The 25,231-nt window shown below is 73.6% G+C and carries 21 protein-coding genes, 5 tRNA genes and 1 pseudogene; 18 read left to right on the top strand and 9 right to left on the bottom strand.

Annotated features, from left to right (window positions below):
• The first annotated feature begins 5 nt into the window (after positions 1–5).
• From LCG91_RS07830 to LCG91_RS07800, 7 genes are all read left to right on the top strand, one after another.
• Positions 6–557, top strand: a complete 552-nt coding sequence (locus tag LCG91_RS07830; protein ID WP_224443047.1) for a D-glycero-alpha-D-manno-heptose-1,7-bisphosphate 7-phosphatase — start codon at positions 6–8, stop codon at positions 555–557.
• Positions 554–1,663: a glycosyltransferase family 9 protein gene (locus LCG91_RS07825; protein ID WP_224443046.1), complete on the top strand. Its 1,110-nt coding sequence runs from the start codon at positions 554–556 to the stop codon at positions 1,661–1,663. Before LCG91_RS07830 ends, LCG91_RS07825 begins: the two co-directional genes overlap by 4 nt.
• Positions 1,664–1,809: 146 nt before the next feature.
• Positions 1,810–2,811, top strand: a complete 1,002-nt coding sequence (locus LCG91_RS07820) for a glycosyltransferase (RefSeq protein ID WP_224443045.1) — start codon at positions 1,810–1,812, stop codon at positions 2,809–2,811.
• Positions 2,808–4,214, top strand: coding sequence for a glycosyltransferase (locus tag LCG91_RS07815; protein WP_224443044.1), 1,407 nt, complete (start codon positions 2,808–2,810; stop codon positions 4,212–4,214). The genes LCG91_RS07820 and LCG91_RS07815 overlap by 4 nt, the downstream gene beginning before the upstream one ends.
• Positions 4,211–4,837: an SIS domain-containing protein gene (locus tag LCG91_RS07810; RefSeq protein WP_224443043.1), complete on the top strand. Its 627-nt coding sequence runs from the start codon at positions 4,211–4,213 to the stop codon at positions 4,835–4,837. Before LCG91_RS07815 ends, LCG91_RS07810 begins: the two co-directional genes overlap by 4 nt.
• Positions 4,838–4,935: 98 nt before the next feature.
• Positions 4,936–6,324: a PfkB family carbohydrate kinase gene (locus LCG91_RS07805; protein WP_058727949.1), complete on the top strand. Its 1,389-nt coding sequence runs from the start codon at positions 4,936–4,938 to the stop codon at positions 6,322–6,324.
• 139 nt (positions 6,325–6,463) lie between these two features.
• The gene (locus tag LCG91_RS07800) at positions 6,464–7,168 is read left to right on the top strand and encodes an SDR family oxidoreductase (protein WP_058727890.1); all 705 of its coding nucleotides are present in this window, start codon (positions 6,464–6,466) and stop codon (positions 7,166–7,168) included.
• A gap of 157 nt (positions 7,169–7,325) precedes the next feature.
• Here LCG91_RS07800 and LCG91_RS07795 read toward each other — a convergent pair whose 3' ends face one another.
• Complete coding sequence (locus LCG91_RS07795) at positions 7,326–8,447, bottom strand: glycosyltransferase family 9 protein (protein ID WP_224443042.1); 1,122 nt, start codon at positions 8,445–8,447, stop codon at positions 7,326–7,328.
• Between the two features lie 156 nt (positions 8,448–8,603).
• Here LCG91_RS07795 and LCG91_RS07790 point away from each other — a divergent pair, with 156 nt between their 5' ends.
• From LCG91_RS07790 to LCG91_RS07770, 5 genes are all read left to right on the top strand, one after another.
• Positions 8,604–10,028 (top strand): aldehyde dehydrogenase family protein, encoded by a 1,425-nt coding sequence (locus LCG91_RS07790; RefSeq protein ID WP_224443041.1) that lies wholly within the window; start codon positions 8,604–8,606, stop codon positions 10,026–10,028.
• Complete coding sequence (rfaE2, locus tag LCG91_RS07785; RefSeq protein WP_224443040.1) at positions 10,025–11,578, top strand: D-glycero-beta-D-manno-heptose 1-phosphate adenylyltransferase; 1,554 nt, start codon at positions 10,025–10,027, stop codon at positions 11,576–11,578. Before LCG91_RS07790 ends, rfaE2 begins: the two co-directional genes overlap by 4 nt.
• A complete protein-coding gene (locus LCG91_RS07780; protein WP_202596843.1) occupies positions 11,575–12,465 on the top strand; it encodes a glycosyltransferase family 2 protein in 891 nt (296 codons plus the stop codon). The genes rfaE2 and LCG91_RS07780 overlap by 4 nt, the downstream gene beginning before the upstream one ends.
• A gap of 172 nt (positions 12,466–12,637) precedes the next feature.
• Complete coding sequence (locus tag LCG91_RS07775; protein ID WP_224443039.1) at positions 12,638–13,231, top strand: molybdopterin-dependent oxidoreductase; 594 nt, start codon at positions 12,638–12,640, stop codon at positions 13,229–13,231.
• The gene (locus LCG91_RS07770; RefSeq protein WP_082688281.1) at positions 13,228–14,022 is read left to right on the top strand and encodes an FAD-binding oxidoreductase; all 795 of its coding nucleotides are present in this window, start codon (positions 13,228–13,230) and stop codon (positions 14,020–14,022) included. Before LCG91_RS07775 ends, LCG91_RS07770 begins: the two co-directional genes overlap by 4 nt.
• Positions 14,023–14,084: 62 nt before the next feature.
• On the opposite strand, the gene LCG91_RS07765 is transcribed toward LCG91_RS07770, so the two are convergent.
• Positions 14,085–14,156: transfer RNA gene (locus LCG91_RS07765), tRNA-Gly, on the bottom strand.
• A gap of 372 nt (positions 14,157–14,528) precedes the next feature.
• Here LCG91_RS07765 and LCG91_RS07760 point away from each other — a divergent pair.
• Positions 14,529–14,735, top strand: a complete 207-nt coding sequence (locus tag LCG91_RS07760; RefSeq protein ID WP_058727894.1) for a hypothetical protein — start codon at positions 14,529–14,531, stop codon at positions 14,733–14,735.
• 58 nt (positions 14,736–14,793) lie between these two features.
• Here the strand turns inward: LCG91_RS07760 and LCG91_RS07755 are convergent, their stop codons facing one another.
• The 4 genes from LCG91_RS07755 to LCG91_RS07740 form a co-directional block, all read right to left on the bottom strand.
• On the bottom strand, positions 14,794–15,159 hold the full coding sequence (locus LCG91_RS07755; RefSeq protein ID WP_224443038.1) for a hypothetical protein: 366 nt from the start codon (positions 15,157–15,159) through the stop codon (positions 14,794–14,796).
• Positions 15,156–15,650 (bottom strand): hypothetical protein, encoded by a 495-nt coding sequence (locus LCG91_RS07750; protein WP_224443037.1) that lies wholly within the window; start codon positions 15,648–15,650, stop codon positions 15,156–15,158. The genes LCG91_RS07755 and LCG91_RS07750 overlap by 4 nt, the downstream gene beginning before the upstream one ends.
• Positions 15,647–16,111 (bottom strand): hypothetical protein, encoded by a 465-nt coding sequence (locus LCG91_RS07745; RefSeq protein WP_224443036.1) that lies wholly within the window; start codon positions 16,109–16,111, stop codon positions 15,647–15,649. Before LCG91_RS07745 ends, LCG91_RS07750 begins: the two co-directional genes overlap by 4 nt.
• A 92-nt stretch (positions 16,112–16,203) precedes the next feature.
• Positions 16,204–16,821 carry a hypothetical protein gene (locus LCG91_RS07740; RefSeq protein ID WP_224443035.1) on the bottom strand — a complete coding sequence of 206 codons (618 nt, stop codon included), beginning with the start codon at positions 16,819–16,821 and terminating at the stop codon, positions 16,204–16,206.
• Positions 16,822–17,221: 400 nt separating this feature from the next.
• Between LCG91_RS07740 and LCG91_RS07735 the strand changes: the two are divergent.
• Positions 17,222–18,068 (top strand): annotated as a pseudogene (locus LCG91_RS07735) (aldo/keto reductase).
• A 471-nt stretch (positions 18,069–18,539) separates the two neighbouring features.
• Here the strand turns inward: LCG91_RS07735 and LCG91_RS07730 are convergent.
• From LCG91_RS07730 to LCG91_RS07720, 3 genes are all read right to left on the bottom strand, one after another.
• Positions 18,540–18,611 (bottom strand) — tRNA-Val (locus LCG91_RS07730).
• Positions 18,612–18,657: 46 nt separating this feature from the next.
• A tRNA-Cys gene (locus tag LCG91_RS07725) sits at positions 18,658–18,731 on the bottom strand.
• Positions 18,732–18,813: 82 nt separating this feature from the next.
• Positions 18,814–18,885, bottom strand: a tRNA-Gly gene (locus LCG91_RS07720).
• Positions 18,886–19,306: 421 nt separating this feature from the next.
• Between LCG91_RS07720 and LCG91_RS07715 the strand changes: the two genes are divergently transcribed.
• From LCG91_RS07715 to LCG91_RS07700, 4 genes are all read left to right on the top strand, one after another.
• Positions 19,307–19,379: transfer RNA gene (locus LCG91_RS07715), tRNA-Val, on the top strand.
• Positions 19,380–19,465: 86 nt separating this feature from the next.
• Positions 19,466–20,980, top strand: a complete 1,515-nt coding sequence (locus LCG91_RS07710) for a DUF3375 domain-containing protein (protein ID WP_224443034.1) — start codon at positions 19,466–19,468, stop codon at positions 20,978–20,980.
• Positions 20,977–21,831, top strand: coding sequence for a DUF4194 domain-containing protein (locus LCG91_RS07705; RefSeq protein ID WP_224443033.1), 855 nt, complete (start codon positions 20,977–20,979; stop codon positions 21,829–21,831). Before LCG91_RS07710 ends, LCG91_RS07705 begins: the two co-directional genes overlap by 4 nt.
• Positions 21,828–25,193: an ATP-binding protein gene (locus LCG91_RS07700; RefSeq protein WP_224443032.1), complete on the top strand. Its 3,366-nt coding sequence runs from the start codon at positions 21,828–21,830 to the stop codon at positions 25,191–25,193. Before LCG91_RS07705 ends, LCG91_RS07700 begins: the two co-directional genes overlap by 4 nt.
• Positions 25,194–25,231: the final 38 nt, after the last annotated feature.

Below are 25,231 nucleotides of genomic sequence, written 5' to 3'. Positions count from 1 at the left end.
GGAGCATGGCTCTCGCGAAGGACCGCACCGTCCGCGGTCTGCTCTTCGACCGTGACGACACCCTCGTCATCGACGTCCCGTACAACGCCGACCCGCACAGGGTCGTCCCCGTGCCCGGAGCGCACCGCGCGGTCGAACGTGCCCGCGCGGCCGGTCTGCGCGTCGGGGTCGTGACGAACCAGTCGGCGATCGCGAAGGGCCTGGCCACGCGCGAACAGGTCGACGCGACGAACGCCCGCGTGGACGAGCTGGTCGGCCCGTTCGACGTCTGGTGCGTCTGCCCGCACGACGCCGGGGACGGCTGCGACTGCCGGAAGCCCCGCCCGGGCATGGTGCTCGACGCGGCCCGCCGCCTCGGGCTCGACCCGTTGGAGCTCGTCGTCGTCGGGGACATCGGCGCCGACGTCGCGGCTGCCGCCGCCGCGGGCGCGCAGGGGATCCTGGTGCCGACCCCGCGGACGCGCACCGAGGAGGTGGACGCGGCCGAGACGGTCGCGGGATCCCTCGACGACGCGGTGTCCCTCGTTCTGGCACGCGTCCCGGCAGCACACGCGTGAGCGGCGCCGAGGAGTCCCGACGCACCGACGCCGCGCGCTCCGGCCCCCGCATCCTCGTCGTCCGGCTCGACTCGTTCGGCGACGTCCTGGTCGCCGGTCCCGCCGTCCGTGCCGTCGCCGCCGGCGCCTCGCACGTCACGATGCTCTGCGGCCCCCAGGGCTCCCCGGCCGCCGACCTGTTGCCCGGTGTCGACCGGGTCCGGGTCTGGGCGGCCCCGTGGGTGACCGAGACCGCCCGTCCGATCGACGACGCGCTGCTCGGCGAGTTCCGCGCGCTCGTCACCGAGGAGCAGCCCGACGAGGCCGTCGTGCTCACCTCGTTCCACCAGTCACCCCTGCCGGTCGCCCTGCTGCTCCGCCTGGCCGGGGTACCGCGGGTGTCCGGCGCGTCGGTGGACCACCCCGGGTCGCTGCTCGACGTCCGGCTCCGTCCGGGCGAGGACCTGCCCGAGGACCTGCCCGAACCCGAGCGTGCCCTCCGCATCGCCGAGGCCGCAGGGTTCGTCCTGCCGCCGGGTGACGACGGGAGGCTCGCAGTGCGGCACGACGCCGTCGCACCGCCCGAGGTGGCCGCGCTGGACCGCTACGTGGTCGTGCACCCCGGAGCGAGCGTCCCGGCGCGCTCCTGGCCGGAGGACCACCACCGCGCCCTCGTCGCGGCCTACGCCGAGCGCGGGGTCCCGGTGGTCGTCACCGGCAGCCCCGGCGAGCGGGCGCTCACGGCGGCCGTCGCAGGCGACAGCGCGGTCGACCTCGGCGGTCGCACCTCGCCCGCGGAGCTCGCCGCCGTGCTCGCCGGCGCCGAGGTCGTCGTCGTCGGGAACACCGGGCCGGCGCACCTCGCCGCCGCGGTCGGCGCGCGGATCGTCAGTCTGTTCTCCCCGGTCGTGCCCGCCGTGAAGTGGGCGCCGTACACGCCGGACGTCGAACTGCTCGGTGACCAGGCGGCTGCCTGCCGCCTCAGCCGTGCGCGGGAGTGCCCGGTCCCGGGGCACCCGTGCCTGTCCGGAGTGCGCGTCGAGGACGTCCTCGCGGCGCACGATCGCCTGCTGGCACGCGGTTCCGGGTCCCGGCCGGTCGCCCGCGGCACTGCGCTCAGTGGATGAAACAGGAGAAGCTGCGAGGAGCGCCAGCAGTGCGTGCGTAGCGTGCGCCACTGCTCCTCCTGCTCCTCGCACGGGCGCCCGCGCACCTCGCGCGGACCCGCGTCACGAGCCGTCCGGAGGGGCACCGAACGAACGGAAGGCCCTGCATGCGGATCCTCGTGTGGCACGTGCACGGCGGCTGGATGGACGCCTTCGTCCGCGGCCCCCACGAGTACCTCATCCCGACCACCCCGGCCCGCGACGGCTGGGGGCTCGGACGCGGCGGGCGCGACTGGCCGACGAACGCGATCGAGATCGACCCCGCGGACGTCGCCGACGCCGAGGTCGACGTGGTCGTGCTGCAGCGCACCGAGGAGCTCGAGGAGGCCAGACGACTGCTCGGTGGCCGCGAGGTGCCGATGGTCTTCGTCGAGCACAACGCCCCGCGGACCGACGTCCCGAGCAGCCTGCACCCGATGCGGGACCGCGACGACCTGGTGATCGCGCACGTCACGCACTGGAACGCCCTGATGTGGGAGTGCGGCACGACCCGCACCACGGTCGTCGAGCACGGCGTCGTCGACCCGGGCCCGCTGTACACCGGCGAGCTCGAACGCTTCGGCGTCGTCATCAACGAGCCGGTCCGTCGCGGCCGGGTGGTCGGCACCGACCTCCTCCCCCGCTTCGCCGAGGTCGCACCCGTCGACCTCTGGGGCATGGGCACCGACCGGCTGCCCGAGCTCGGCTTCGGCGACCGCGTCGTCGCCCTCGGTGACGTCCCTGCCGACCCGATGCACGCCGCGCTCGCGCAGCGACGCGCCTACGTGCACCCGAACCGCTGGACCTCGCTCGGTCTCTCGCTCATCGAGTCGATGCACATGGCGATGCCGGTCCTCGTGCTCGCGACGACCGACGCACCCCGGACGGTGCCCGCCGAGGCAGGCGCGATCGCGACCGACGTCGACGAGCTGGTCCGCGCCTCCAGGACGCTCCTGGAGGACCCCGAGGAGGCCCGCCGCCGCGGTGCCGTCGCGCGTGAGGCCGCGCTCGCGCGGCACGCGCTCGGCCGGTACCTGGCGGACTGGGACGACCTCCTCGACGACGCCGTCGCGCGGGGTGCGCGGCGCGGACGCGCGGCGGACGCCGCGCTGGAAGGGAGCCTCCGATGAAGATCGCGATGGTGTCCGAGCACGCGAGTCCGCTCGCGGTGCTCGGCGGAGTCGACGCCGGTGGACAGAACGTGCACGTCGCCGAGCTCTCCGGGGCCCTGGCGGACCGCGGCCACCAGGTCACCGTGTACACGCGGCGCGACGACGCCGACCAGCCCGTCCGGGTGCTGTTGCGCCCCGGGGTCGAGGTCGTGCACGTCGACGCCGGTCCCGCGCGGCACGTGCCGAAGGACGACCTGTTCCCGTTCATGGACACGTTCGCCTCGGTGCTCGCGGCGGAGTGGTTCGTGGACCGCCCGGACGTGGTGCACGGCCACTTCTGGATGTCCGGGCACGCCGCGCTCGAGGCGGTCAAGCAGGTCCACGCCCGCACCGGCGGCGTCCGGATCCCGGTCGTGCAGACCTTCCACGCGCTGGGCGTCGTGAAGCGCCGCCACCAGGGCACCGCCGACACGAGCCCCGCCGAGCGCGAGTGGATCGAACCCGCGGTGGGTCGGAGCGTCGACCAGGTCGTCGCGACGTGCTCCGACGAGGCGTTCGAGCTCAAGGCGCTCGGCGTCCCGCTGCACGCGATCTCGGTCGTGCCGTGCGGGGTGGACACGGACCTGTTCCGGCCGGACGGCCCCGTCGAGGAGCGCGGCCGCCCCTTCCGGGTCCTCACCGCGTCCCGCCTGGTGCGCCGGAAGGGCGTCGGCACGACCATCGCCGCACTCGCGAAGCTGCTCGACGAGGGCCGCGAGGCCGAACTCGTCGTCGTCGGCGGTGCCGGCACCGCCGGGGCGGACCTGGCCGACGACCCGGAGTACCAGCGCCTCGACGCCCTGGCCCGGTCGCTCGGCGTCCGCGAGCACGTGACCTTCCGCGGCCAGCTCGGGCAGCACGACATGCCCGCCGTGTACCGCAGCGCCGACGTCGTCGTGTGCGCGCCCTGGTACGAGCCCTTCGGCATCGTGCCGCTCGAGGCCATGGCCTGCGGTCGTCCGGTCGTCGCGTCGAGCGTCGGTGGCCTGATCGACACCGTCGTCGAGGACGCCACGGGCCTGCACGTCCCGCCGCGCGACGAGGACGCCGTGGCCGCCGCCGTCGGTGCGATCCTCGACGACCCCGAGCGCCGAGAGGCCTACGGGCGCGCCGGACGCGAGCGCGCCGAGGCCCGGTACACCTGGCACAAGGTCGCCGCCGAGAGCGAGCGCGTCTACGAGCGGCTCGTCGCCGGGGCCGCGAACGCCCTCGCCGCCCCCGCGGCTGCGGCCACCGGGACCGACACGGCCCCCGTGTCGAACGACCCCGTCACGATCACCCCCGCCACCACCATCCCGGGCGCCCGTCCCGGACGCGCCGGACGGACCGCCCGCCCGACGCCCGCGGTGCTGCCGCACCAGACGGAGAGGACCGCACGATGACCATCGAGCAGCAGACCGGCACCCGCGAGCCGGAGACCGGGAGCGCCAGCGTCCGGACCGTCGTCGACCACATCGCCGCCTCGGTCCCCGTGATCGCGTCGCTCGTCGACCACAAGGACCACATCGCCGCCTGGGCGGACGACATCGCCGCGCGCCTCGTCGCCGGTCGCCGCCTGCTGGCCGCGGGCAACGGCGGGTCGGCCGCCGAGGCGCAGCACCTGACCTCCGAACTGACCGGCCGCTTCGACGGGGACCGTCCGGCGTACTCGGCGATCTCCCTGCACGCCGAGAGCTCCGCCGTCACCGCGATCGGCAACGACTACGGCTACGACCAGGTCTTCGCCCGGCAGGTCACGGCGCACGCCCGCGCCGGCGACGTCGTCGTGCTGCTCAGCACGAGCGGCAAGAGCCCGAACCTGCTCCGTGCCGCTGAGGCCGCGCGGGCCGTCGGCGCCCGCTCGATCGCGATGACCGGCCCCGGCCCGAACCCGCTCGCCGACGCGGTCGACGACGCGATCTGCATCGAGGGGCCCTCGGCCAACGTGCAGGAGGCGCAGCTCGTCCTCGTGCACGCCCTCTGCCGTGCGATGGAGCCCGCCCTGCGCCGAGGCGGCCGCCGGTGACCGCGCACGACGGCGTCGCCCCACTGCGCGCCGAGGAGTCCGGGACCGCGTCGCAGCGCACGGTCGACCGCGCGCAGGCCGACGGCACGCGGCGCCGCATCGTCGTCGTCGGCGACACCCTGCTCGACGTCGACGTCTCGGGCACGAGCGAGCGGCTGAGCCCGGACGCCCCGGTGCCCGTCGTCGACGTCCGCACCGACGACCGCCGCGCCGGCGGTGCCGGTCTGGTCGCCTCGATGCTCGTGCGCGACGGCCACGACGTGACGCTCGTCACCGTCCTGAGCGACGACGACCGCGCCGAGGAGATCCGCGCCCTGCTGCCCGACGTCCGGGTGGTCGCCGGTCCCTCCGGCGCCCCGACCCCGGTGAAGACCCGTGTCCGCGTGGTGGACCACGCACTCGTCCGCATCGACGAGGGGTGCGCCACCCCGCCGGTACCCGAGGCGACCACGGAGATGACCGCTGCGCTCGAGGGTGCCGACGCGATCGTCGTCGCCGACTACGGCCGCGGTGTCGCCGCGTCCGAGGGGCTGCGGAGCGCCCTGGCCGCCGCTGCCCGCACGACGCCGGTGGTCTGGGACCCGCACCCCAAGGGCGCCGCCCCCGTCGCCGGGACCGCCGTCGTGACGCCGAACACCAGCGAGGCCCGCCGCTTCACCGACCTGTCCGGCGAGGGCGTCCCGTTCGCCACCGACGCCGCCGCCGAGCTGGTCCGCACCTGGGACGTCGACGCGGTCGCCGTCACCATGGGCGACCGCGGTGCACTCGTCGCGTCGCGCCGCGGCGGTGACGGCACCGAGCCGGGAGCGCTGGACAGCCGCTTCGTCCCGGCCCCGTCCGTCACCGCGGGCGACCCCTGCGGCGCCGGCGACCGCCTGGCCGCGGGCGTCGCGATCGCCCTGGCTGAGGGTACGGACGTCGCCGAGGCCGTCGCCGCGGGCGTGCTCGCGGCGTCGGAGTACCTGGCGGCCGGCGGTGTCACCGCGCTCTTCGCCGACGACGGTCCGGCCCCGGTCCCCGTCCCGGGTGTCGACCGCGACGCGCTGCGCGTCGTGCACGAGGTCCGCAGCGCCGGCGGGACGGTCGTCGCGACCGGCGGCTGCTTCGACCTGCTGCACGCCGGGCACGCCCGCACGCTCTCCGCCGCCCGGGCGCTCGGCGACTGCCTGGTGGTCTGCCTCAACTCGGACGAGTCGGTCCGCGCGCTCAAGGGCCCCGAGCGACCGATCATGACGCAGGACGACCGGGTCGAGCTGTTGCTCGCGCTCGACTGCGTCGACGCGGTCGTCGTCTTCGACGAGCACACGCCGGACGAGGCGCTCCGCCGCTTCCGGCCGGACGTGTGGGCGAAGGGCGGGGACTACGCCGCGAGCGAGCTGCCCGAGGCGGCCACGCTCGCCGAGTGGGGTGGTCGGGTCGTCACGGTCCCGTTCCACCCCGGTCGGTCCACCACCCGGCTCGCCGCGGCACTCGCCGCGGTCGGCTGACCCCCGACACCCCCGACCACGTGCCGGACGGGAGGCGCGGTGCACCGCCGCCACGAGCCTCCCGTCCGGCACCGGTCACCACACACGTCCGTCGGCACCGCCGACGGACCGGCACCACGCCACTCCCGGAAGGAAGTCCATGCCCGTCCCCACCACCCCCATCGGCCGCGTCCTCGTCACCGGCGGCGCCTCGGGTCTCGGCGCGGCGGTCGTCGCCGCGGTCGCCGAGGCCGGCGGCACCCCGATCGTCCTCGACCTGCGCGTCGACGGCGTGCCGGAGGGCACCGACGCCGTCGCCGTGGACGTCACGGACACCGAGGCGACCGAGCGCGCCGTCCGCGAAGCAGCCGAGCGCCACGGCGGCCTCGACGCCGTCGTGACCGCCGCGGGCATCGACAAGCCCGCGCCGATCGGCGGGATCTCGTCGGGCGACTGGGAGCGCATCGTCGGCGTGAACCTGCTCGGCACCGCCGCCGTCGTGCGCGCCGCGCTCCCCGCCCTCGAGGCGACGCACGGCCGCGTCGTGACGATCTCGTCGTCGCTCGCGCTGAAGGGCGTCGGCGACGGAACGGCCTACTCGGCGTCGAAGTTCGGTGTCCGCGGGTTCTCGCAGGCGCTGGCCGCCGAGACCGCGGGCCGCATCGGCGTGACGAACATCATCCCCGCGGGCATGCGCACCGCGTTCTTCGAGGGCCGGACCGAGCAGTACAAGCCGGGCCCGGACGCACAGCTCATCGAGCCGGAGTACGTGGCGAACTCGATCCTGTTCGCGCTGTCGCAGCCGGCCGGGTGCGAGATCCGGGAGCTGTCGATCATGCCGGCGACGGAGCCCAGCTGGCCGTAGGCCCCGCGTTCACTGGCCGGACCCGCTCGGGGTCGCACGACATGCCGCTCGACTTCCGGTCGGGCGGCATGTCCCGCCCGCTCGAAGTTGCACGACGTGCCGCTCGACTTCCGGTCGGGCGGCACGTCGTGCGACCTGAGCGACCGCTGTTGCCGCGTCAGGCGACCGGCGCGGCCTCGCGCTCCCGGGGCCGCACCGTGGCGAGCAGGTCCTCGACGTCGGCGAGCACGGCCTCCGGCTGCACCTCGTCGACGTAGGACGGGTCGTGCTCGCAGCGCTCCGCGGTCCACCCGACCTGCGTGACGTCGACGCCGCACACCGGGCACCGGGTGACGAAGGACAGGTGCACCCGGTGCCGGCCACGGTCCACCGGGCCCGCGTTCACCACGTTGCCGAACCAGAACACGCCGACGGTGGGAGTACCGACCGCGACGGCGAGGTGCCGCGGGCCTGAGTCGTCGCCCACCATGACGTCCGCCGCCGCGAGCACCGCGGGGAGCTCGGCGAGCGGCAGGGCGTCGGTCAGGTCGTGGAGCCGGTCGTGCAGCGCGGTCGGCACCGCCCCGCGGATCGCCTGCGCGGCGGGGACGTCGGTGGCGTCGCCGACGAGCACGACGTCGTCGCCGGCGTCGAGCCGGGCGGTGACGACGGCAGCGAACCGCTCGGGGCTCCAGCGCCGGCGGGGGTCGGTGGCGCCGGGGTGCACCGCGACCAGGTGCCCGCGCACGCCGAGCCGGTCCCGCACCTCGTGCCGCTCCTCGGCGGTCACGTGCACGCGCGGGTCGAGGGTGATCGGTGCGGCGCCGGCCAGCGACACGACCTCGAGCCCGCGGAGCACCTCGTGCTGGTAGTACACGTAGCGGACCCACCGCTCGAGGACCTCGGCGTCCTCGGTGGCGGTCCCCACGGTGTGCGGCGCGGCGAGGCGCAGCAGGAACGGGTTCGAGTTCCGACCGCCGCCGTGCAGCTGGACGGCGAGGTCGAACCGCCCCCGCACCCGCGACTCGAAGTCCTCGAGTGTGGGGGCTCCGCTGCCGCCGTCGCGCACGCCGGGGACGACCGGGAGCTCCTCGAACGCGTGCACGGCGTCGGTGCGTCCACGCAGGACCGCCGGTGCCAGCGGGCTGCCGAGCAGCGTGATGCGGGCGTCCGGGTACGCCGCGTGCAGCGCCTCGATCGCGGGGACCGCGAACAGCAGGTCTCCCAGGCCACCGCCGCGGAGCACCGCGATCTCCCGGACGTCGTCGAAGCGGTCTCCACCGTTGCCGATCAGTTGCACCAGACCCGTCTACCCGGGACCAGCCGTGAGGACTGCCGGGACCGACCCGGCGGGGGCCCGGGCAGTGCGTTCCGCGGACCTCGTGCGCGGAACCGTGACCCCGCACAGGTACCTCCGGGCAGCGTGGAGCGGTACGCCAGTCTCCGGAAGGACACCATGAGCATCGCCACCCCGTCAGCGACCGCGACCGACACCGACCACCTGGTCGTCACCGACCCCGTCGACGGGTCGATCGCCACGACGACCCCGCGCTCCACGAGCGAGGACGTCGCGAACGCTGTCGCGCGCGCTCGGGCGGCCGCCCCCGGCTGGGCGCGCACGGCCCCGGCGGAACGGGGCGCCCTGCTCCACGCCGCAGCCGCGCACCTCCGTGACCACGCGAAGGAGCTCGCCGACCTGAACACCCGCGAGACGGGCAAGGTCCCCGGCGACGCGATGGGCGGGGTCGAAGCCGGCATCGGGACCCTCGTGCAGTACGCCGAGCTCGGCCCGGTCCACCGCGGCGAGGCCCTCCGCGGGCGGTTCGGCGCCGCGGACTGGTCGGTCCCCCACCCCCGTGGTGTCGTGCTCGCCCTGACCCCGTGGAACGACCCGGTGGCCGTCGCACTCGGCATCCTCGGTGCGGCGATCGTCACCGGCAACACCGTGGTGCACAAGGGCAGCGAGCGGTGCTCCGGCACGATCGCCCGCCTGAACGCGCTGCTCGCCGAGGTCCTGCCCGAGGGCGTCCTGGTGGGCGTCGACGGCGATGCGGCGACCGGCGAGGCCCTGCTCGAGCAGGACGGCATCGACGTGTACGCCCACGTCGGCTCCACCGCGACCGGCGACCGCCTGACCGAGGTCGCCGCCCGGACCCGCGCGCACGTCATCCGTGAGAACGGCGGCAACGACGCGGTCGTCGTGGACGCCGACGTCGACCCGGCCTGGGCCGCAGCGCAGGTGGCACTCGGCGCGTTCGCCAACACGGGCCAGATCTGCACGAGCGTCGAGCGCGTCTACGTGCACCGCGACGTCGCCGAGGAGTTCACCGCGGCGCTCGTCGCCGAGGCCGAGCGTCGGACGGCATCGCCCGCCGCGGAGTTCGGTCCCCTCGTCGACGACCGGCTCCGCGCCACGGTGCAGGCCCACGTCGACGACGCGGTGCAGCGCGGCGCGGTGGTGCGCACGGGCGGCACGACGCCCGGTGGCGTCGGCACGTTCTACCCGGCGACCGTCCTGGCCGACTGCACGGACGACATGGTCGTGATGACCGAGGAGACCTTCGGCCCGATCGCCCCCGTCCGGGTCGTCGAGTCGTTCGACGAGGGGCTGCGCCTCGCGGCGGCCGACCGCTACGGCCTCGCCGCGACGGTGCTCACCGGCGACACCGGCCACGCGCTCCGTGCGGCGGCCGAGCTGCCCGTCGGCACCGTCAAGGTGAACGCCGTGTTCGGCGGTGCTCCGGGCGGCAGCGCCCAGCCCCGTGGCGCGTCGGGTGCCGGCTTCGGCTACGGCCCGCACCTGCTCGACGAGATGACGACCACGACCGTCGTGCACCTCGAACCCGCTCCCGCCCGCACCACCTCCGGAGGAACCCGATGACCGCCGACGTCCGTCTCGTCCGCGACCTGGTCGCCTCGGTCGACGACCGTGAACCCCTCGTCGTCGTCATCGGCGACTGCATCCTCGACCGGTGGACCGTCGGCGAGGCCGAGCGCGTCTCCCGCGAGGCACCGGCTCCGGTGGTCCGCGTCACCGAGACGGTCGCCGTGCCGGGCGGCGCCGCGAACACCGCGGTGAACGCCCGCGCCCTCGGCGCCCGCGTCCGCATGGTCGGCCTGATCGGCGACGACGAGTCCGGCCGCGTGCTCCGCGAGCGGCTCGAGACCGCCGGTGTCGACACGAGCCACCTGGTCGAGGTCACTGGCGCACGCACCACGACGAAGTCGCGGGTGGTCGGCGGCGACCGCGTGGTCGTCCGTGTCGACGAGATCGCAGCGACCCCCGACGCGCACGCCGGAGCCCGTCTCGCGGAGGCCGTCGCCCGCGCCGTCCGCTGCGCCGACGCCGCCGTGGTCTGCGACTACGGCCTCGGCGTGCAGCCCGACGACGTCGTGCCCGTGCTCGACCGCGACCGCCCCGGTGCCGTCGTGGTCGACGCCCACGACCTCACCCGCTGGGCCGACCTGCACCCGGACCTCGTCACGCCGAACGCCGGCGAGACCGCCGGGCTGCTCGGACGCGACCTCGGCGCCGGCTCCGCGCGGGTCCCCGTCGTCGTGGACGCCCGCCACGAGGTCCTCGCCCGCAGCGGCGCCCGTGCGGCCGTCGTCACCCTCGACCGCGACGGCACCGTCCTGCTCGAGCCCGGCACCGACCAGGCCTTCCGCACCCGTGCCACCCCCGCGTCCGAGCAGCAGGCGTCCGGCGCCGGCGACACCTTCTGCGCCGCAGCCACGGTCGCCCTCGCCGTCCGGGCCCCGCTCCGCGACGCGATCGCCGTCGCCCAGGCAGCCGCCGACGTGGTCGTCCGCGAGGCCGGCACCTCGGTCTGCACCGCCGCCGCACTGATCGACTCCGTGACGGCGCCCGCCGCGACGGTCGTCGACCACGAGGACCTCGCGCTGGCCGTCGAGGCGGCCCGCGCCGCCGGACGCCGGGTGGTCTTCACGAACGGCTGCTTCGACGTCGTGCACCGCGGACACACCACCTACCTGCGGCAGGCCCGCGAGCTCGGTGACCTGCTCGTCGTCGCCCTGAACGACGACGACTCGGTCCGCCGACTGAAGGGGCCGGAGCGCCCGATCAACACCGCCGAGGACCGTGCCGGTGTCCTCGCCGCCCTGGCCTGCGTCGACCTGGTCACCGTGTTCGCGACCGACACCCCGATCCCGCTCATCGAGCGCCTGCGACCCGAGGTCTACGTCAAGGGCGGCGACTACTCCCCCGAGATGCTCGAGGAGACCGGCGTCGTGCGGGCGTACGGCGGCGAGGTCGTGATGGTCGACTACGTGCCGGAGCACTCGACGACCGCGGTCGTGCGCCGCATCCGCGAAGCCACCGCAGCGGCGGCCGCCGCAGCGACCGGTCCGGCGCAAGCCGACACCACGGACGCACCGGCACCCGCCGTCGAGCCCGACCCGGCACCGTGACCGCCGCCCGCTGGTCCGGCGCCTGGGCGCGTCCCCTGACGGACGACCGCGGTCCGGCCGAGGTCGACGTCCTGGTGCCGACCGTCGGGAGACCCGCCGAGCTCGCCACGACGCTCGCCGGGCTCGCCGCACAGACCGACGTCGACCTCCGCCTGGTCCTCAGCGACCAGTCCGCGGGCCAGGACGCCGCCTCCGAGCCGGCGGTCGCCGCCATGCTGCGCGTCCTGGAGGCGCAGGGCCGGCCCGTCACGCTCCTCGCCCACCCGGAACGGCGTGGCCTGGCAGAGCACCGCCAGCACCTCCTGGACCACGCCACCGCCCCCGCGGTGCTCTACCTCGACGACGACGTCTGGCTCGAACCGGGCACCGTCCGCCGGATGCTCGACGCGCTTCGCGACCTCGGGTGCGGGTTCGTCGGCAGCGCCGTGCAGGGGCTCTCGTACCTGCAGGACCGCCGTCCGCACGAGACAGCCGTGTTCGAGCCGTGGGACGGCCCGGTCGTGCCCGAGGTCGTCCGTCGCGGCACCCCCGGCTTCGACCGGCTGTCGCTGCACAACGCGGCGAACCCGGCGCACGTCGCTGCCGACCTCGACGTCGAGACCGGCGGGTGGGTCCCCTACCGGGTCGCCTGGGTCGGCGCGTGCGTCGTGTACGACCGCGCCGCCCTCGAGCAGGTGGGAGGCTTCCGCTTCTGGGACGCCCTGCCCCCGCAGCACTCGGGCGAGGACGTCGTCGCGCAATGGCGGGTCATGGAGCGCTTCGGCGGCGCCGGCATCCTGCCGTCGGGCGCCGTGCACCTGGAGAGCCCGACCACCGTGACCGACCGACGGGTCGACGCGCCCGACGTGCTCTTCGACGACCACGAGACGGCGCCGCACCGCCGCTGAGCGCCGCCCCGCCGTGCCGGGACCGGCCCCGTGGCGGACGCGCGCCGTCCCGAGGAAGCACCACGAGCCTCCCGGCCGGTCCACGTGACGCGGAGCGCACCGGACAAGCGCTGGGCCGCGGACCGGTCCACCGGGCAGGATGGCCTCACCACCAGTGACCAGGAGGACCACGATGGCGACGTTCACCCGCGGATTCGGCGGCCGACGCGACGACCGCGACGACTCCCGCATCCCACCCGGTCAGACCCTGGTTCGCGACTGGCCCGTGCTCTCCGCCGGGGCGACCCCGGACATCGCGCCCGAGGACTGGAGCTTCTCGATCCGCACGGAGTCGGGTCTGCACACCTGGTCGTGGGACGAGGTGCACGCGCTCGGCGTCGAGGACGTCACCGTCGACATCCACTGCGTCACCCACTGGACGAAGCTCGACATGCCCTGGCGCGGCGTCCCCCTCGACCGGCTCTTCGCGGAGGTCGAGACGTCGCTCGACTTCTGCACGGTGCACAGCTTCGGCGGCTACACGACGAACGTGCCGCTCGACGAGCTCCTCGACGGGCAGTCCTGGATCGCCTTCGAGGCGGACGGCGAGCCCCTGACCCCCGAGCACGGCGGTCCGGCCCGGCTGCTCGTCCCGCACCTGTACTTCTGGAAGAGCGCGAAGTGGGTGCGCGGCATCGTCATGCAGGCCGAGGACGAGCCCGGCTTCTGGGAGAACGCCGGCTACAACATGCACGGCGACCCCTGGAAGGAGGAGCGGTACTGGTGAGCACCTCCCCCGTCGACGGCCTGGAGGCGCGGGTCACCCCGCGCGGGACCGCCCCCGTCCGGAGGCGGCCGGCCTGGCACCCCGCCACCGTCGCCGCCGTCACGCCCGAGACCCCGGACGCGCGCCGCCTCGTCCTCGACGTCCCGACCTGGCCCGGCAACGACCCGGGTCAGCACCTGGACGTGCGGCTCACCGCCGAGGACGGCTACCAGGCGTCCCGCTCCTACTCGATCGCTTCGTCCGGCGAGGGCACCCGGGTGACGCTCGCGGTCGACCGTGTCGAGGGCGGCGAGGTCTCGCCGTTCCTCGTCGATGCGATCGAGGTCGGCGACGCCCTCGACGTGCACGGTCCCCTCGGCGGGTGGTTCGTCTGGCGTCCCGGCGAGTCGAGCCGTCCCGTGCAGCTGATCGCCGGAGGGTCGGGCATCGTCCCCCTGCTCCCGATGGTCACCGCGCACGCCGAAGCTGACGATGCGACGCCGTTCCGGTTGCTCTACGCCACCCGTACCCCGGAGGACGTGTTCTTCCGCGAGGAGCTCGAGGCCGCGCAGCACGCATCCGCGCCGCTCGAGGTCACGCACGTGTTCAGCCGGCGGGCCCCACTCGGGTCCGACGAGCCGGTGGGCCGGCTCACTCGTGAGCGTCTCGGTGCGTCGGTGCTGGGGCCCGACGTCGGCGCGCTCGTGTACGTCTGCGGCTCCACGCCCTTCGTCGAGCAGGTGCTGCGGTGGCTCGGCGAGCTCGGGCACGACCTGTCGGAGGTCCGGGCGGAGCGGTTCGGCGGCGCGTGACGGCGAGGAGCGGCTGCTGCACGACGAAGGCCCTGGTCGGTGACCAGGGCCTTCGTGTTCCGAGCGGATGACGAGATTCGAACTCGCGACCCTCACCTTGGCAAGGTGATGCGCTACCGCTGCGCCACATCCGCGTACGGGAACACCCTACCCCGGATCGGTCCCGTGCCCGTGATCTGCGGGGCGGCCGGGCGCGTCGTCCGGGCTCACGGCGGGCGGGGCGGCCGGGCGCGTCGTCCGGGCTCACCGCGTGCGGGGCGCCGCGGGATCGCGATGAGGGCGTCCCGCGCTTCCGGTGAGGGCGTTGCGGGATTGCGGGAAACCGCAAGGCCATCGGGTCCACCAATCCGAGCCTCCGTCGTCTCCGGATCACTCCTCGGTGCCCGGACCTACCCGACCGGAGCACCGGGGCCACCCACCCCTCGTCCGGCCGTTCGCGGCGACCCGAACCCTGCGAGCGGCCGGGCGGTCCCGGGCTCCCAGCGCCGACCGGGTTGACTCGGGGCATGAGCTACGTGCACGACAACCCCGGCGGTACCGAGGCCCACGGTGTCGACCTGATCGACGGCGACGCGCCCGCGGTCCGCATCCTGGTGCACGGCGACCTGCCGACGACGATCGAGCACGAGGGCCGCACCTGGCTCGCGACGGGCGACGCGCACGACGACGGCGACCCGTCCGCTCCCCCGATCGCGATCTACCGGCCGGTCTGACGAACGCCGTCCTGCCCCGTCGTCGGGCTGGCGTGTCCTGCCGGGCGGGCGTCCCCCGTCAGCCCGGCGCTGTCGCCGCTGCCTGACTCAGCAGGGAGACGACCGTCAGGTACAGCCCGGAGGACAGGACCGCTCCGGGCAGCAGGGCGAACACGGCCACGGGGACCGCCCACAGCTGGTGCTTCCCGGGGTTCTCGTCGGGCGGCGTGCTCGCCATGGCAGCGAACGAGGACGCGGACACGAGCACCGCGAACGCCGCCGTCATGCAGATGATCGGCCACGACTGGTAGCCGACGGAGAACATCGGCACGAGGAGCGGCAGGAAGAACATCGTCGGAGCAGCGACGAAGCCGGTGCGGGAGACGATCCGGTAGGTCCGTCGGTCTCGGTCCGTCACCCGGTCCGTGAGCTGGTCGTCGGTCATCCCTCGCCCACTCCCCGTAGGTCGTCGACGCTCCCGTCGAAGCACGTCGACACTCCGGTCACGCTGTAGCGCTGCGGGAAGGCATTGAACCCGATCGACGTCACCGGTCCCCCGCTCCCGCGGACGCCGAGCAGCGGGTCCGCCGCTCCACTCTCGAAGCGCTCGACGGCGATGCCCTGCTCCTCCCACGCCTGCTCGACCCGTTCGACGTCCACGGCCGGGTCGACCCCGTCCGGCGCCGTCCGCTCGACGATGTAGCTCCACCGGGCTCCAGGCGCAGCGCCTGCACGATCGCAGCTCTCCGCCGCAGGACCGCTGTACACGCTCCACTCGCCGCCGATCGACGCCGTCGTGTGCTCGACCACGTCGACGATCGACCGCTCCGCCTCGGACGCGTCCGCACGGGCTCCGCCCGGTTCGGCGCTGCACGCCGACAGCACCGCCGCCGTCGCGACCAGTACGGCGACGCACGTGTTCGATCGGCGACTCATCCTGCGTCCCCGATCTCCCCGTCGCGCAGCTCCGTCGCGTTGCCGGCGGCGCACACGCTGACGCCGGAGATCCTGGAGCGATCCGGGTTCGCGTCGAAGCCGATCGAGGTCACGGGGTCGCCGGTCCCGCGGAGGCCGACAGGCTTGCTCCCTCCGCCGCTGCTCGTGTCGACCACGTCCATGCCCGCGTCCTCCCACAGAGCTCGAACCACATCGACATCGTGCTGCAGCAGTCCGCTGACGGCTCCGGCTCGTTCCACGATGTACAAGTACCTGACGCGGTCCTCCACATCCTGTCCGCACGGCTCGACTGCCGGTCCGCGGTAGACCGTCCAGTCTCCCCCGACCGCAGCCGTCGATCGTTCGACGAGATCGACGATGGACTGCTTCGCCGTCGCCGGGTCGACGGTGGTGGTGGTCGGCGTGCTGGTGCCCGCGCAGTCGGCGAGGGCGAGCAGCACGAGCGCGGCTGCACAGACCGAACGACCGACGCGGACGCTCCGTCCGAGGGTCGTCCGCACGTACGCGTCGGTGTAGACGCTGGCGCTGGCGCTCATGAGCGATCAGGGACGTCTGCGCGTCCAGCAGCGCACTCGGAGACGCCGGTCAGGCTGGAGCGCGCGGGGTAGGCGTTGAACCCGATCGACGTGGTGGGACCACCCTTCCCCCGGACACCGAGGAGTGGTCGGTCTCCGCCGGTCTCCGTGTCGAACACCTCGATGCCGTCCTGCTCCCAGAGCTGCTTGACAGTGGTGATGTCCTGATCGGCGCTCTCAGGGGAACCGTCACGTTCCAGGACGTAGACGAACCGCACACGATCCTCGACACCCTCGCCGCACGGTTCCGCCGACGGCCCGAGGGACACCTGCCACTCTCCGCCGATCGCTTCCGAGGAACGCTCGACCAGGTCGACGATGGACTTCTCGGCTTCGGATGCCCGCACGGTGGTTCCCTCCGGCCTCGTGCTGCCGTCGGCACAGCTGGTCAGGACGAGCGGGAGGCCGATGGCTGCGACGAGTGCGAGCCCGGCGCTCGGCCGTCGCCGAGCGACGGTCCCCACCGTGTCGCCGTCGTCTGCTCCGGCTGCCCTCACGACAGCGTCCCCGTCGGCCTCGCTGTACTGCATCTCGACATGACGATCCCCCCCAGCAGCGATCGTATTCGAGTGCACTTGAGGCCGCGCATCCTTGGTCGAGCGGGTCGTGCAAGTTCCCGTCCTGCCGGTCCTCGCGGCATGAACGATCCGCTCATCGGGTACGCCCGCATCTAGACCGACGAACAAGACCCCACCGCCCAGCGCGTCGCGCTCGAACGGCGTGGAGTTCCTCCGACCACCGTCCACACCGACCGCGGCTCGACTGGCACGGATCGTTCACGACCCGGTTTCCGCGGAGCGTTCGTTCCTGCCGCGACGGCGACACCGTGGAGACCGCGCCGCTGGGCCGGTCGGCCAGGAGCCTCCGGGCTGGACACCGGTGGCTCTGTCCACGAACTTGATGACCCTGTGAGCCGCCTGCTGTTCAACGAGTCTCGTCCGTCCGGGTCCTCCCGGCGATGAACGGAGCACACGCGTGCAGCAGATCCCCCTCGGCTCACAGGGCCTGACCACGTTCCCGCTCGGTCTCGGGTGCATGGGCATGAGCGCCTTCTACGGCGGCGCCACCGAATCAGGCTCCGTCGAGACCATCCGACGCGCCCTCGACCTCGGCATCACCCTCTTCGACACCGCCGAGATCTACGGGCCGTTCGAGAACGAGCAGCTCCTCGGCCTCGGCACCGACCACGTCGACCTCTGGTACCTGCGTCGCGTCGACCCGAACGTCCCCATCGAGGAGAGCATCGGCGCGATGGGCGAAGCCGTCACCGCCGGCAAGGCCCGCTACGTCGGCGTCTCCGAGACCTCCGCCGAGACGCTACGCCGGGCGCACTCGACGTTCCCGATCACGGCGATCCAGTCGGAGTACAGCCTCTTCGAGCGTGACGCCGAACACAACGGCGTCCTCGTCACCGCACGGGAGCTCGGTATCGGGTTCGTGCCGTTCTCCCCCCTCGGCCGCGGATTCCTGACCGGAACCGTCACCCGCAAGGAGGACCTGCCCGAAGGAGACGCCCGACGGAACCTGCCCCGCTTCTCCGACGAGGCCATCGACGCGAACCTCCGCGTCGTCGACGCCCCTCGAAGCCATCGCGGATGAGAAGCGCGTCACCACCGCGCAGCTCGCACTCGCCTGGCTCATCCAAGCCGGCACCGTCCCCATCCCCGGCACCACCAAAGCCTCCCGAGTCGAGGAGAACGGCGCCGCCGCGAACATCGTCCTCACCACCAGCGACCTCGAGCGCATCGAAGCAGCCTCACCCCAAGGCGTCGCCGTCGGCGCCCGCAACACCGAAGCCGGAATGGCCCGCGACCGGACCTGACCGATCACCGCGACGGCACTCGGCGCCGAGAGCGCCGAGCGACGTCCGTCGAAGGTGTACGTCGGGACGGCAACGACCTGGACGACCTCCGTGTCCGTCGCCGGAGTGACGGCCGCGTCGGACACGAGCGTCGGGACGGCGGCTGCTGTCGCCACTGCGCATCCCGACCTGAGGGAGTTGTCAGTGTCCGGGTCGGGGGTGACCGGTGTCGTCCCGACGGATCGGCAGGCTCGAGAAGTCGTCGCCGCCTTCGAGGAGACACCCGCCGACCCAGCAGGACAGCGGGTGTCCGTGTGGTGGCCGGACGGGAACGGCAGCGAGGTGTCGGGCTCGGTCAGGGCCGGACGGTGATCCGACGCGACCGCGAGCGGTCGGCGCGACGATGCAGGGCCGGAAGCAGGATGTCCGCCGCTGCCGAGGCGAACCCGGAAACACGAGAACCCCCCGGATCTACCGGGGGGTTCTCTGCTGTGGGCGATACTGGGATCGAACCAGTGACCTCTTCCGTGTCAGGGAAGCGCGCTACCGCTGCGCCAATCGCCCAGAGATCTGCTGACCGGGGTCGTGCAGGATCTTGGAGGGGTGTTGCTGGAGGTGGGGACGGGATTCGAACCCGCGTGGACGGCTTTGCAGGCCGCTGCCTAGCCTCTCGGCCACCCCACCATCGAGGTTCACGTCTCCGTGAGTACCCGAACGGTGGGATACCCTCTGGTGAGTCGTGGTCGTCCGGGGACTCCCACACTCGAGCGGATGACGAGATTCGAACTCGCGACCCTCACCTTGGCAAGGTGATGCGCTACCGCTGCGCCACATCCGCATTCGGCGACCCGAGGGCCGCTTCTGTCTCTCCGCTGTCGCGGCGACGAGAAGAACTCTATACGAACCGGGCGGCATCCGCCAAAATCCTCCTCGTTCACCGGGCGTGTCCCCCGCCTTCATGCGGATCGAGGGGCCCTGTGGGTGCCCGTTCCTTCCCATGACAGGCGCGATGCCTGGCTCTTCCGGGCGTACCTGGTCGATCAGGAGCACCAGGTGTGCCCGGTTCCACCAGGGATGCTCGCTTCCACCACGCACCAGCACCAGCACCAGCACGAGCACGAGCACGAGCACGAGCACGAGCACCGAGCACCAGCACCAAGACCCAGCACACCCAGCAGCACCCCGCCACACCCGGGTGACGCGCCGTGTTCGGCGGAGCCCCGAACGTCCGCTACTATCGACTGGCACGCAAGTGCAGGGGGCGATTGGCGCAGTTGGTAGCGCGCTTCGTTCACACCGAAGAGGTCATCAGTTCGAGTCTGGTATCGCCCACAACCCACAAGAGCCCGGCGCAACAGCGTCGGGCTCTTGTCGTTCCCCACGCAAGGACCCCGAGCAAGGACCCAGAGCAAGGACCCATGACCGACGTCGACCTCGAGTTCTCCCGCGTGCGCGCGGTGCTCGACCGCCCGACCCTCCGGCTGATGTCCCGCCCGACGAGCGCCGCCGTCATCGCGGTGTTCCGCACGGTGTTCGACCGCGACGTGCAGTACGTCCCCGCCGACCGCATGCACCTGCAGGTCGAGGAACACGTCGCACGCCTGCAGTCCACCGGTGCCCGCGTCCCCGCGAGCGAGCACGGAGAGAGCGAGTCCGACGCCCGCCCGAACGGCCGTGCCCTCTGCCGCGACTGGGTGGCAGCGCAGTGGCTGGTCCGCTCGAACTCCCCCGACGGCGACGAGCAGTACTCGCTGACGAGCCACGCCCTCGAGGCCCTGAACCTCGTCGACGCCCTGAGCGCCGACCGCGCGCTGATCAGCGAGAGCCGCCTCGCGATGATCGTCGACGCCGTGCACCGCTGGGCGGCAAGTGCGGAGCCGGACCCGGACGTGCAGGTCCGCCGCATCGACGCGCAGATCGCCGAGCTGCAGGCCGAACGCGATCGCATCGCCCGCGGCGAGGTCACCGAGGTCGACGACGCCCGCATGCACGACGGCTACACGAACGTCGCCGACCTGATCCGGCAGCTCCCCAGCGACTTCAAGCGCGTCGAGGAGGCGGTCGCCACGATGCACCGCTCGATCGTCGAGGACTTCCGGCAGGAGGTCCGCCCGATCGGCGAGATCCTCGACGACTACCTCGCTCGGACGGACGACCTCATGCAGGCCACCCCGGAGGGCCGGGCCTTCGAGGGCGCCTTCGAGCTACTGCGCGACGACGCCCTGCTGCTCCGGCTCCGCGACGACATCGCCACGATCCTCGCGCACCCGTTCGCTCAGTCGCTCGGAGCGGGCGAACGCCGGGCGTTCCGCAACACCGTGAGCATCCTGCGCCAGGGCATCGAGGACGTGCTGGCTCAGCGACGCCAGCTCACCGCCACCCTCCGCGACCAGATCGTCGCGCACGACGTCGTCCGCGACCGCGAACTCGACGCCGTGCTCCGGTCGGTCAACCGCGGACTCGCGGCCTGGATCGACGAGGGGACCGCCCGTGACCGCGTCCCGCTCGGGCTGCTCCCCGCCACCGCCGAGGTCGGCACCCTGCGCGAACGCTTCTACGACCCCGACAACGAGGCCGTGCCCCCGCCCATCGAGGAACCCGACGACGACGTCTTCGAGGAACTCGACGTCGCGTCGCTGCGCCGGCACGGCGGCCCGCTGCTCGCCGAGCTCCGTGCCGTGCTGCGCAGCGCCCCGGACAGCGTCTCGGCCTTCCACGCGCTGCCGCCGGAGCAGCGCCGCCCGGTCGAGCTCTTCGGCCTCGCACACCTGCTCACCGGCAACGACGACTTCGAGACCGCCACGCACGTGGTCGCGCACAGCACGGTGCGTCCCGACGGCGAGACGGTCACCTTCCACATGCCCTCGGCGACCCTGACCGGCGCGCGGGCGGACGACCAGCACCACGACGACAACGGCCTGGAGGCACGGTGACCGACACCACGACGGCTCCCGTCGACGAGACGGACCCCGAGGGCACCGACCCGTTCGAGCAGGACCGGCTCGACGACCGCGACGACTCGAGCTTCGCCCTCTTCGAGGGCGACGAGGGCCGACTGGACGAGCCGCAGCGCCGTGCCCTGGTCGCGCTGCTCCGCCACACGTACGTGAGCGCACGCACCCACGCCGACGAGTGGCGCGCGATCACCGACGGCGAGCACCAGCTCCGGTCGCGGCTCAACGACCTGTTCCTCGAACTGCACGTCGACCGCGACCGCGAGGTCGCCTGGAAGCGCCAGGCACGGTCGGAGAGCCAGCGCCGGACCTTCCCGACACTGCTCCGCGACGTGCCCTACACCCGCGAGGAGACGATCGTCCTCGTCTACCTGCGCATGCGCCTGCGGGCGGACACCCGGCCGGGCCTCGACCAGGTCGTGGTGGACCGGTCCGAGATCCTCGGGCACGTGTCCGGGTTCCTCCCGGCGACGACCGACCGCACCCGCGACGAGTCCCGCGTCGCGAAGGCCGTCGAGCGACTCGTGACCGCGCGCATCCTCATCCGCACGACCGACCCGGACCGCTTCCGCGTCGCGAGCGTCGTCGAGGTCCTGCTCCCCCTCGAGCAGCTCCGAGAGCTCGACCGCTGGCTCCGGTCGGCGACCGGCAGCGCGGGCGGCGCGACCGACGGCCCGACCGGTGACGACGACGCCGACGCGAGCGGCCGGGGCGACGCGGCCGGGGCCGTGTCAGCGACCACCCTGGACGGCGCGGTGCTCGCCGGGGCCGCACCGGGCCTCCCGGCCGAGCCGACCGACACCGACGACGAAGGCGAGGCGGACGCATGACCGACACCCTGATCGACGCCGGCGGGATGCCGGCGCTCTTCGACACCGTCGCGCAGTGGCGGGCGGAGTCGATGCAGGTCGTGAACTGGGGCGGCTTCCACGGGCACCGTCAGGTCGAGCTGTCCGGCACCGCGACCCTGATCTCCGGGGCGTCCGGCACCGGCAAGTCCACCCTGATGGACGCGTACCTCGCGGTCATGATGCCGTCCGACGTGCCGTTCAACGGCGCCTCGAACGACGCGACCACCGGCCGTGCGCGGAGCGCCGACCAGCGGAACCTGCTCACGTACCTGCGCGGCAAGGTGGACACCCGCCGCGACCCGGAGACGGGCGGGCTGCGCGACGTCAACCTGCGCGGCGACGACCAGACCACGTGGGGCGCGGTGGCGGTGACCTTCCGCAACGACGACGAGCGGCGCTTCACGGTGCTGCGCGCGTACCTCGTGCCGAAGCGCGCGCGGGGCGTCGGCGACATCCAGATGACCATGGCGACGGTCGACGACACGTTCGACCTGCGCCGGCTCGAGGAGTTCGTGCCGTCGCGCTTCCACCACCTCGAGCTGACCGGGCGGGTGCCGGGGCTCGTCGTGCGCGACACCTACCAGGAACTCGCCTACACGCTGCAGACCCGACTCGGGATCGGCGACTCGGGCGGCGGCAACCGGGCGATGCGCCTGCTCGCGCGGATCCAGGCCGGGCAGCACCTGCCGACGGTCGACGCGCTGTACAAGTCGCTCGTGCTCGAGACCCCGGGGACGTACGAGGCCGCCGACCGCGCCCTCGCGCACTTCTCCGCGCTCGACGAGGCGTACGAGGCGATGGACACCGAGGAGCGCAAGGTCCGCATCCTCTCCCCCATCGTGGAGCTGCACGACGAGATCGCTCGGTCGAAGGCCGCGGCCGACGCGCTGGACGGGATCGCCACCGGCGCCGAGGTGTCCCCGTTCGCGCACTGGACGGCCTCGCGGAAGCGGGCGCTGCTCGACGCGGAGGTCGAACGCAACGGACGCGAGCGCACCGCCGCCCGCGCGGACGTCGCCGCCACCGAGGCCCGGCACGCCGCCGTCGAGGTCGAGCTGCGCGAGGCCGAGGGACGCCTCCGCGACCAGGGCGGGAGCGCCCTCGCCCAGCTCGAGGACCGCATCGACCGGCGGACCCGCGAGCGCGACGCGGTCGCCCGGGCCCGTGCGACCTTCGACGAGCGCACGACCGCGCTCGGGCTGACGCTCTCGTCGGAGCGCGCCTTCGCCGACGCACAGGCCGCGTCGCACGGGTTCCTCGGGTCGTACGCCGCCGCCCGAGCCGAGCTCGACGACCGACGTGACGCCCTGACCCGCGAGGAGTACCCGCTCCTCGACCGAGAACGGACCCTGCGCCAGGAGCGTCGGTCGCTCGAGCACCGGCAGGGGGCGATGCCGCTGCCGATGCACGAGGCACGACTCGCGATGGCCCGGGCTGCCGGCATCTCCCCCGACGCACTGCCCTTCGTCGCCGAGCTGCTCGACGTGCTCCCCGCCGAGGAGCACTGGCGCACCGCGATCGAGTCCGTGCTGGCCCCGGTCGCCCGCACGCTGCTCGTCGACGAGGACCAGCTGTCGTCGTTCAGCGAGGCGATCGACTCGCTCCAGCTGCCGGTCCGCGTGCAGTTCGAGGGGGTCCCGACGGGTCCGCACCTCGACCTCGACGGCGACCCGGCGATGGTCTCCGGCAAGCTCGCGATCAAGGACTCCCCGTTCAGCACCTGGGTGCGCGAACGCATCGAGTCGGACCGGATCGACGCGCGGTGCGTCGACTCCGCGTCGGAGCTCGGTGGCGGCGGACGCCGCGTGACCCCGTCGGGGCAGCTGCGCGACGGCCGACGCGGCGCACACGGCGACCGTCGGCAGTCGAACGTCATCGGCTTCACGAACGAAGCGCGCATGGCGTCGGTCGAGCAGGAGCTCGCCGCGATCGCCCAGGACCTCGCGACCCTCGAGGCCCGACGCACCGACGTCGCGCAGGACCTCGCCACGCTCGACGCCCTGCGCGCAGCGCACCAACACGTCGTCGACACGACCTGGGACGGCATCGACGTCGCCGGGCTCGACGAGTCGCTGGCCCGCCTCGACGCCGAGCGCCAGGCGCTGCTCGCCGCGGACGACGGCCTGCGGACCCTGCGCGAGTCGGTCGCACGGCTCCGTCGCTCGCTCGACGAAGCAGCCGACCGACGGGCCGCGGCACGGCTCTCGGTCACCCGCCTCGAGGAACGCCACGCGGTGCTCGTCGACGGCCAGGACGCCGCGGCCGAGATCCTCGCCCGGTTCGAGGACACCCCGGAGTCGCTGCCGGACGACGAGCAGTCACGCCTGCTCGCCGAGACCTTCGAGGAGGTCGGCGCACCGGACGGCATCGACGGCTTCGACGACGCCGCACGCCGGCTGCGACGTCGGCTCGAGGAGCGGCTCGCCCAGGCACTCGACGGCGCCGCCGCAGCGTCGACCGCGCTCACGCTGACGTTCCAGCGGTACCAGGACGCCTGGCCCGACCCGAACCTCGGCACCGGGGTCGCGTCGTACCCGGACTACCACGCGATCCTCGAGCAGATCCTCGCGACCGGGCTGCACGCCCGCCGCAGCGAGTGGCGTCGTCGCCTGTCGCAGTGGAGCGGCGAGGACCTCGTCCCGCTCGCCGGCGCCTTCGACCGCGCGGTCGTCGAGATCGAGGAGCGGCTGGAGCCCGTCAACGAGATCCTCCGGGAGCTGCCGTTCGGCGCGAACCGGGACCGCCTGAAGATCCAGATCCGCCGGGTCACCCGCGAGGACGTCACCGCCTTCCGCAGGGAGCTCCGCGCCCTGTCCGCGTCGGTGGACACCGAACTCACCGACGACGTGCTCGAGACCCGCTTCCGACGGCTCCGTCGGTTCATGGCGGTCATCCGGCCCGATCCGGCGGCTCCGCGCGGACGGACGACCCAGCGCGATGCCGTGCTCGACGTCCGGCGACACATGGAGATCACGGCCGTGCGGTACGACACCGAGGGCAACGACCTCGGCGTCTACTCGTCGCTCGGGGACAAGTCCGGCGGTGAGACGCAGGAGCTCGTGGCGTTCATCGTCGGGGCGGCGCTCCGGTACCAGCTGGGCGACGAGACCCGTCCGCGCCCCCGGTTCGCGCCGGTGTTCCTCGACGAGGCGTTCATCAAGGCCGACTCGGAGTTCGCCGGGCGTGCCGTGACGGCGTGGCTCCGGCTCGGGTTCCAGCTCGTGGTGAGTGCGCCGCTCGACAAGGTCACCGCGCTCGAGCCGTCGATGGAGCGCCTGCTGTCCATGCGGAAGCACCCGGAGACGGGCCACTCGTCCGTCACGGAGATCGCGCGCGCCTGACGCCGACGGGGCGCCGGGCCGAGGCCGGTTGGCCGAGC

The organism is Curtobacterium sp. TXMA1 (assembly GCF_020162095.1).
In the GTDB taxonomy this organism is placed as follows: Bacteria; Actinomycetota; Actinomycetes; order Actinomycetales; family Microbacteriaceae; genus Curtobacterium.
This window is presented reverse-complemented; position numbering and strand designations above follow the sequence as displayed.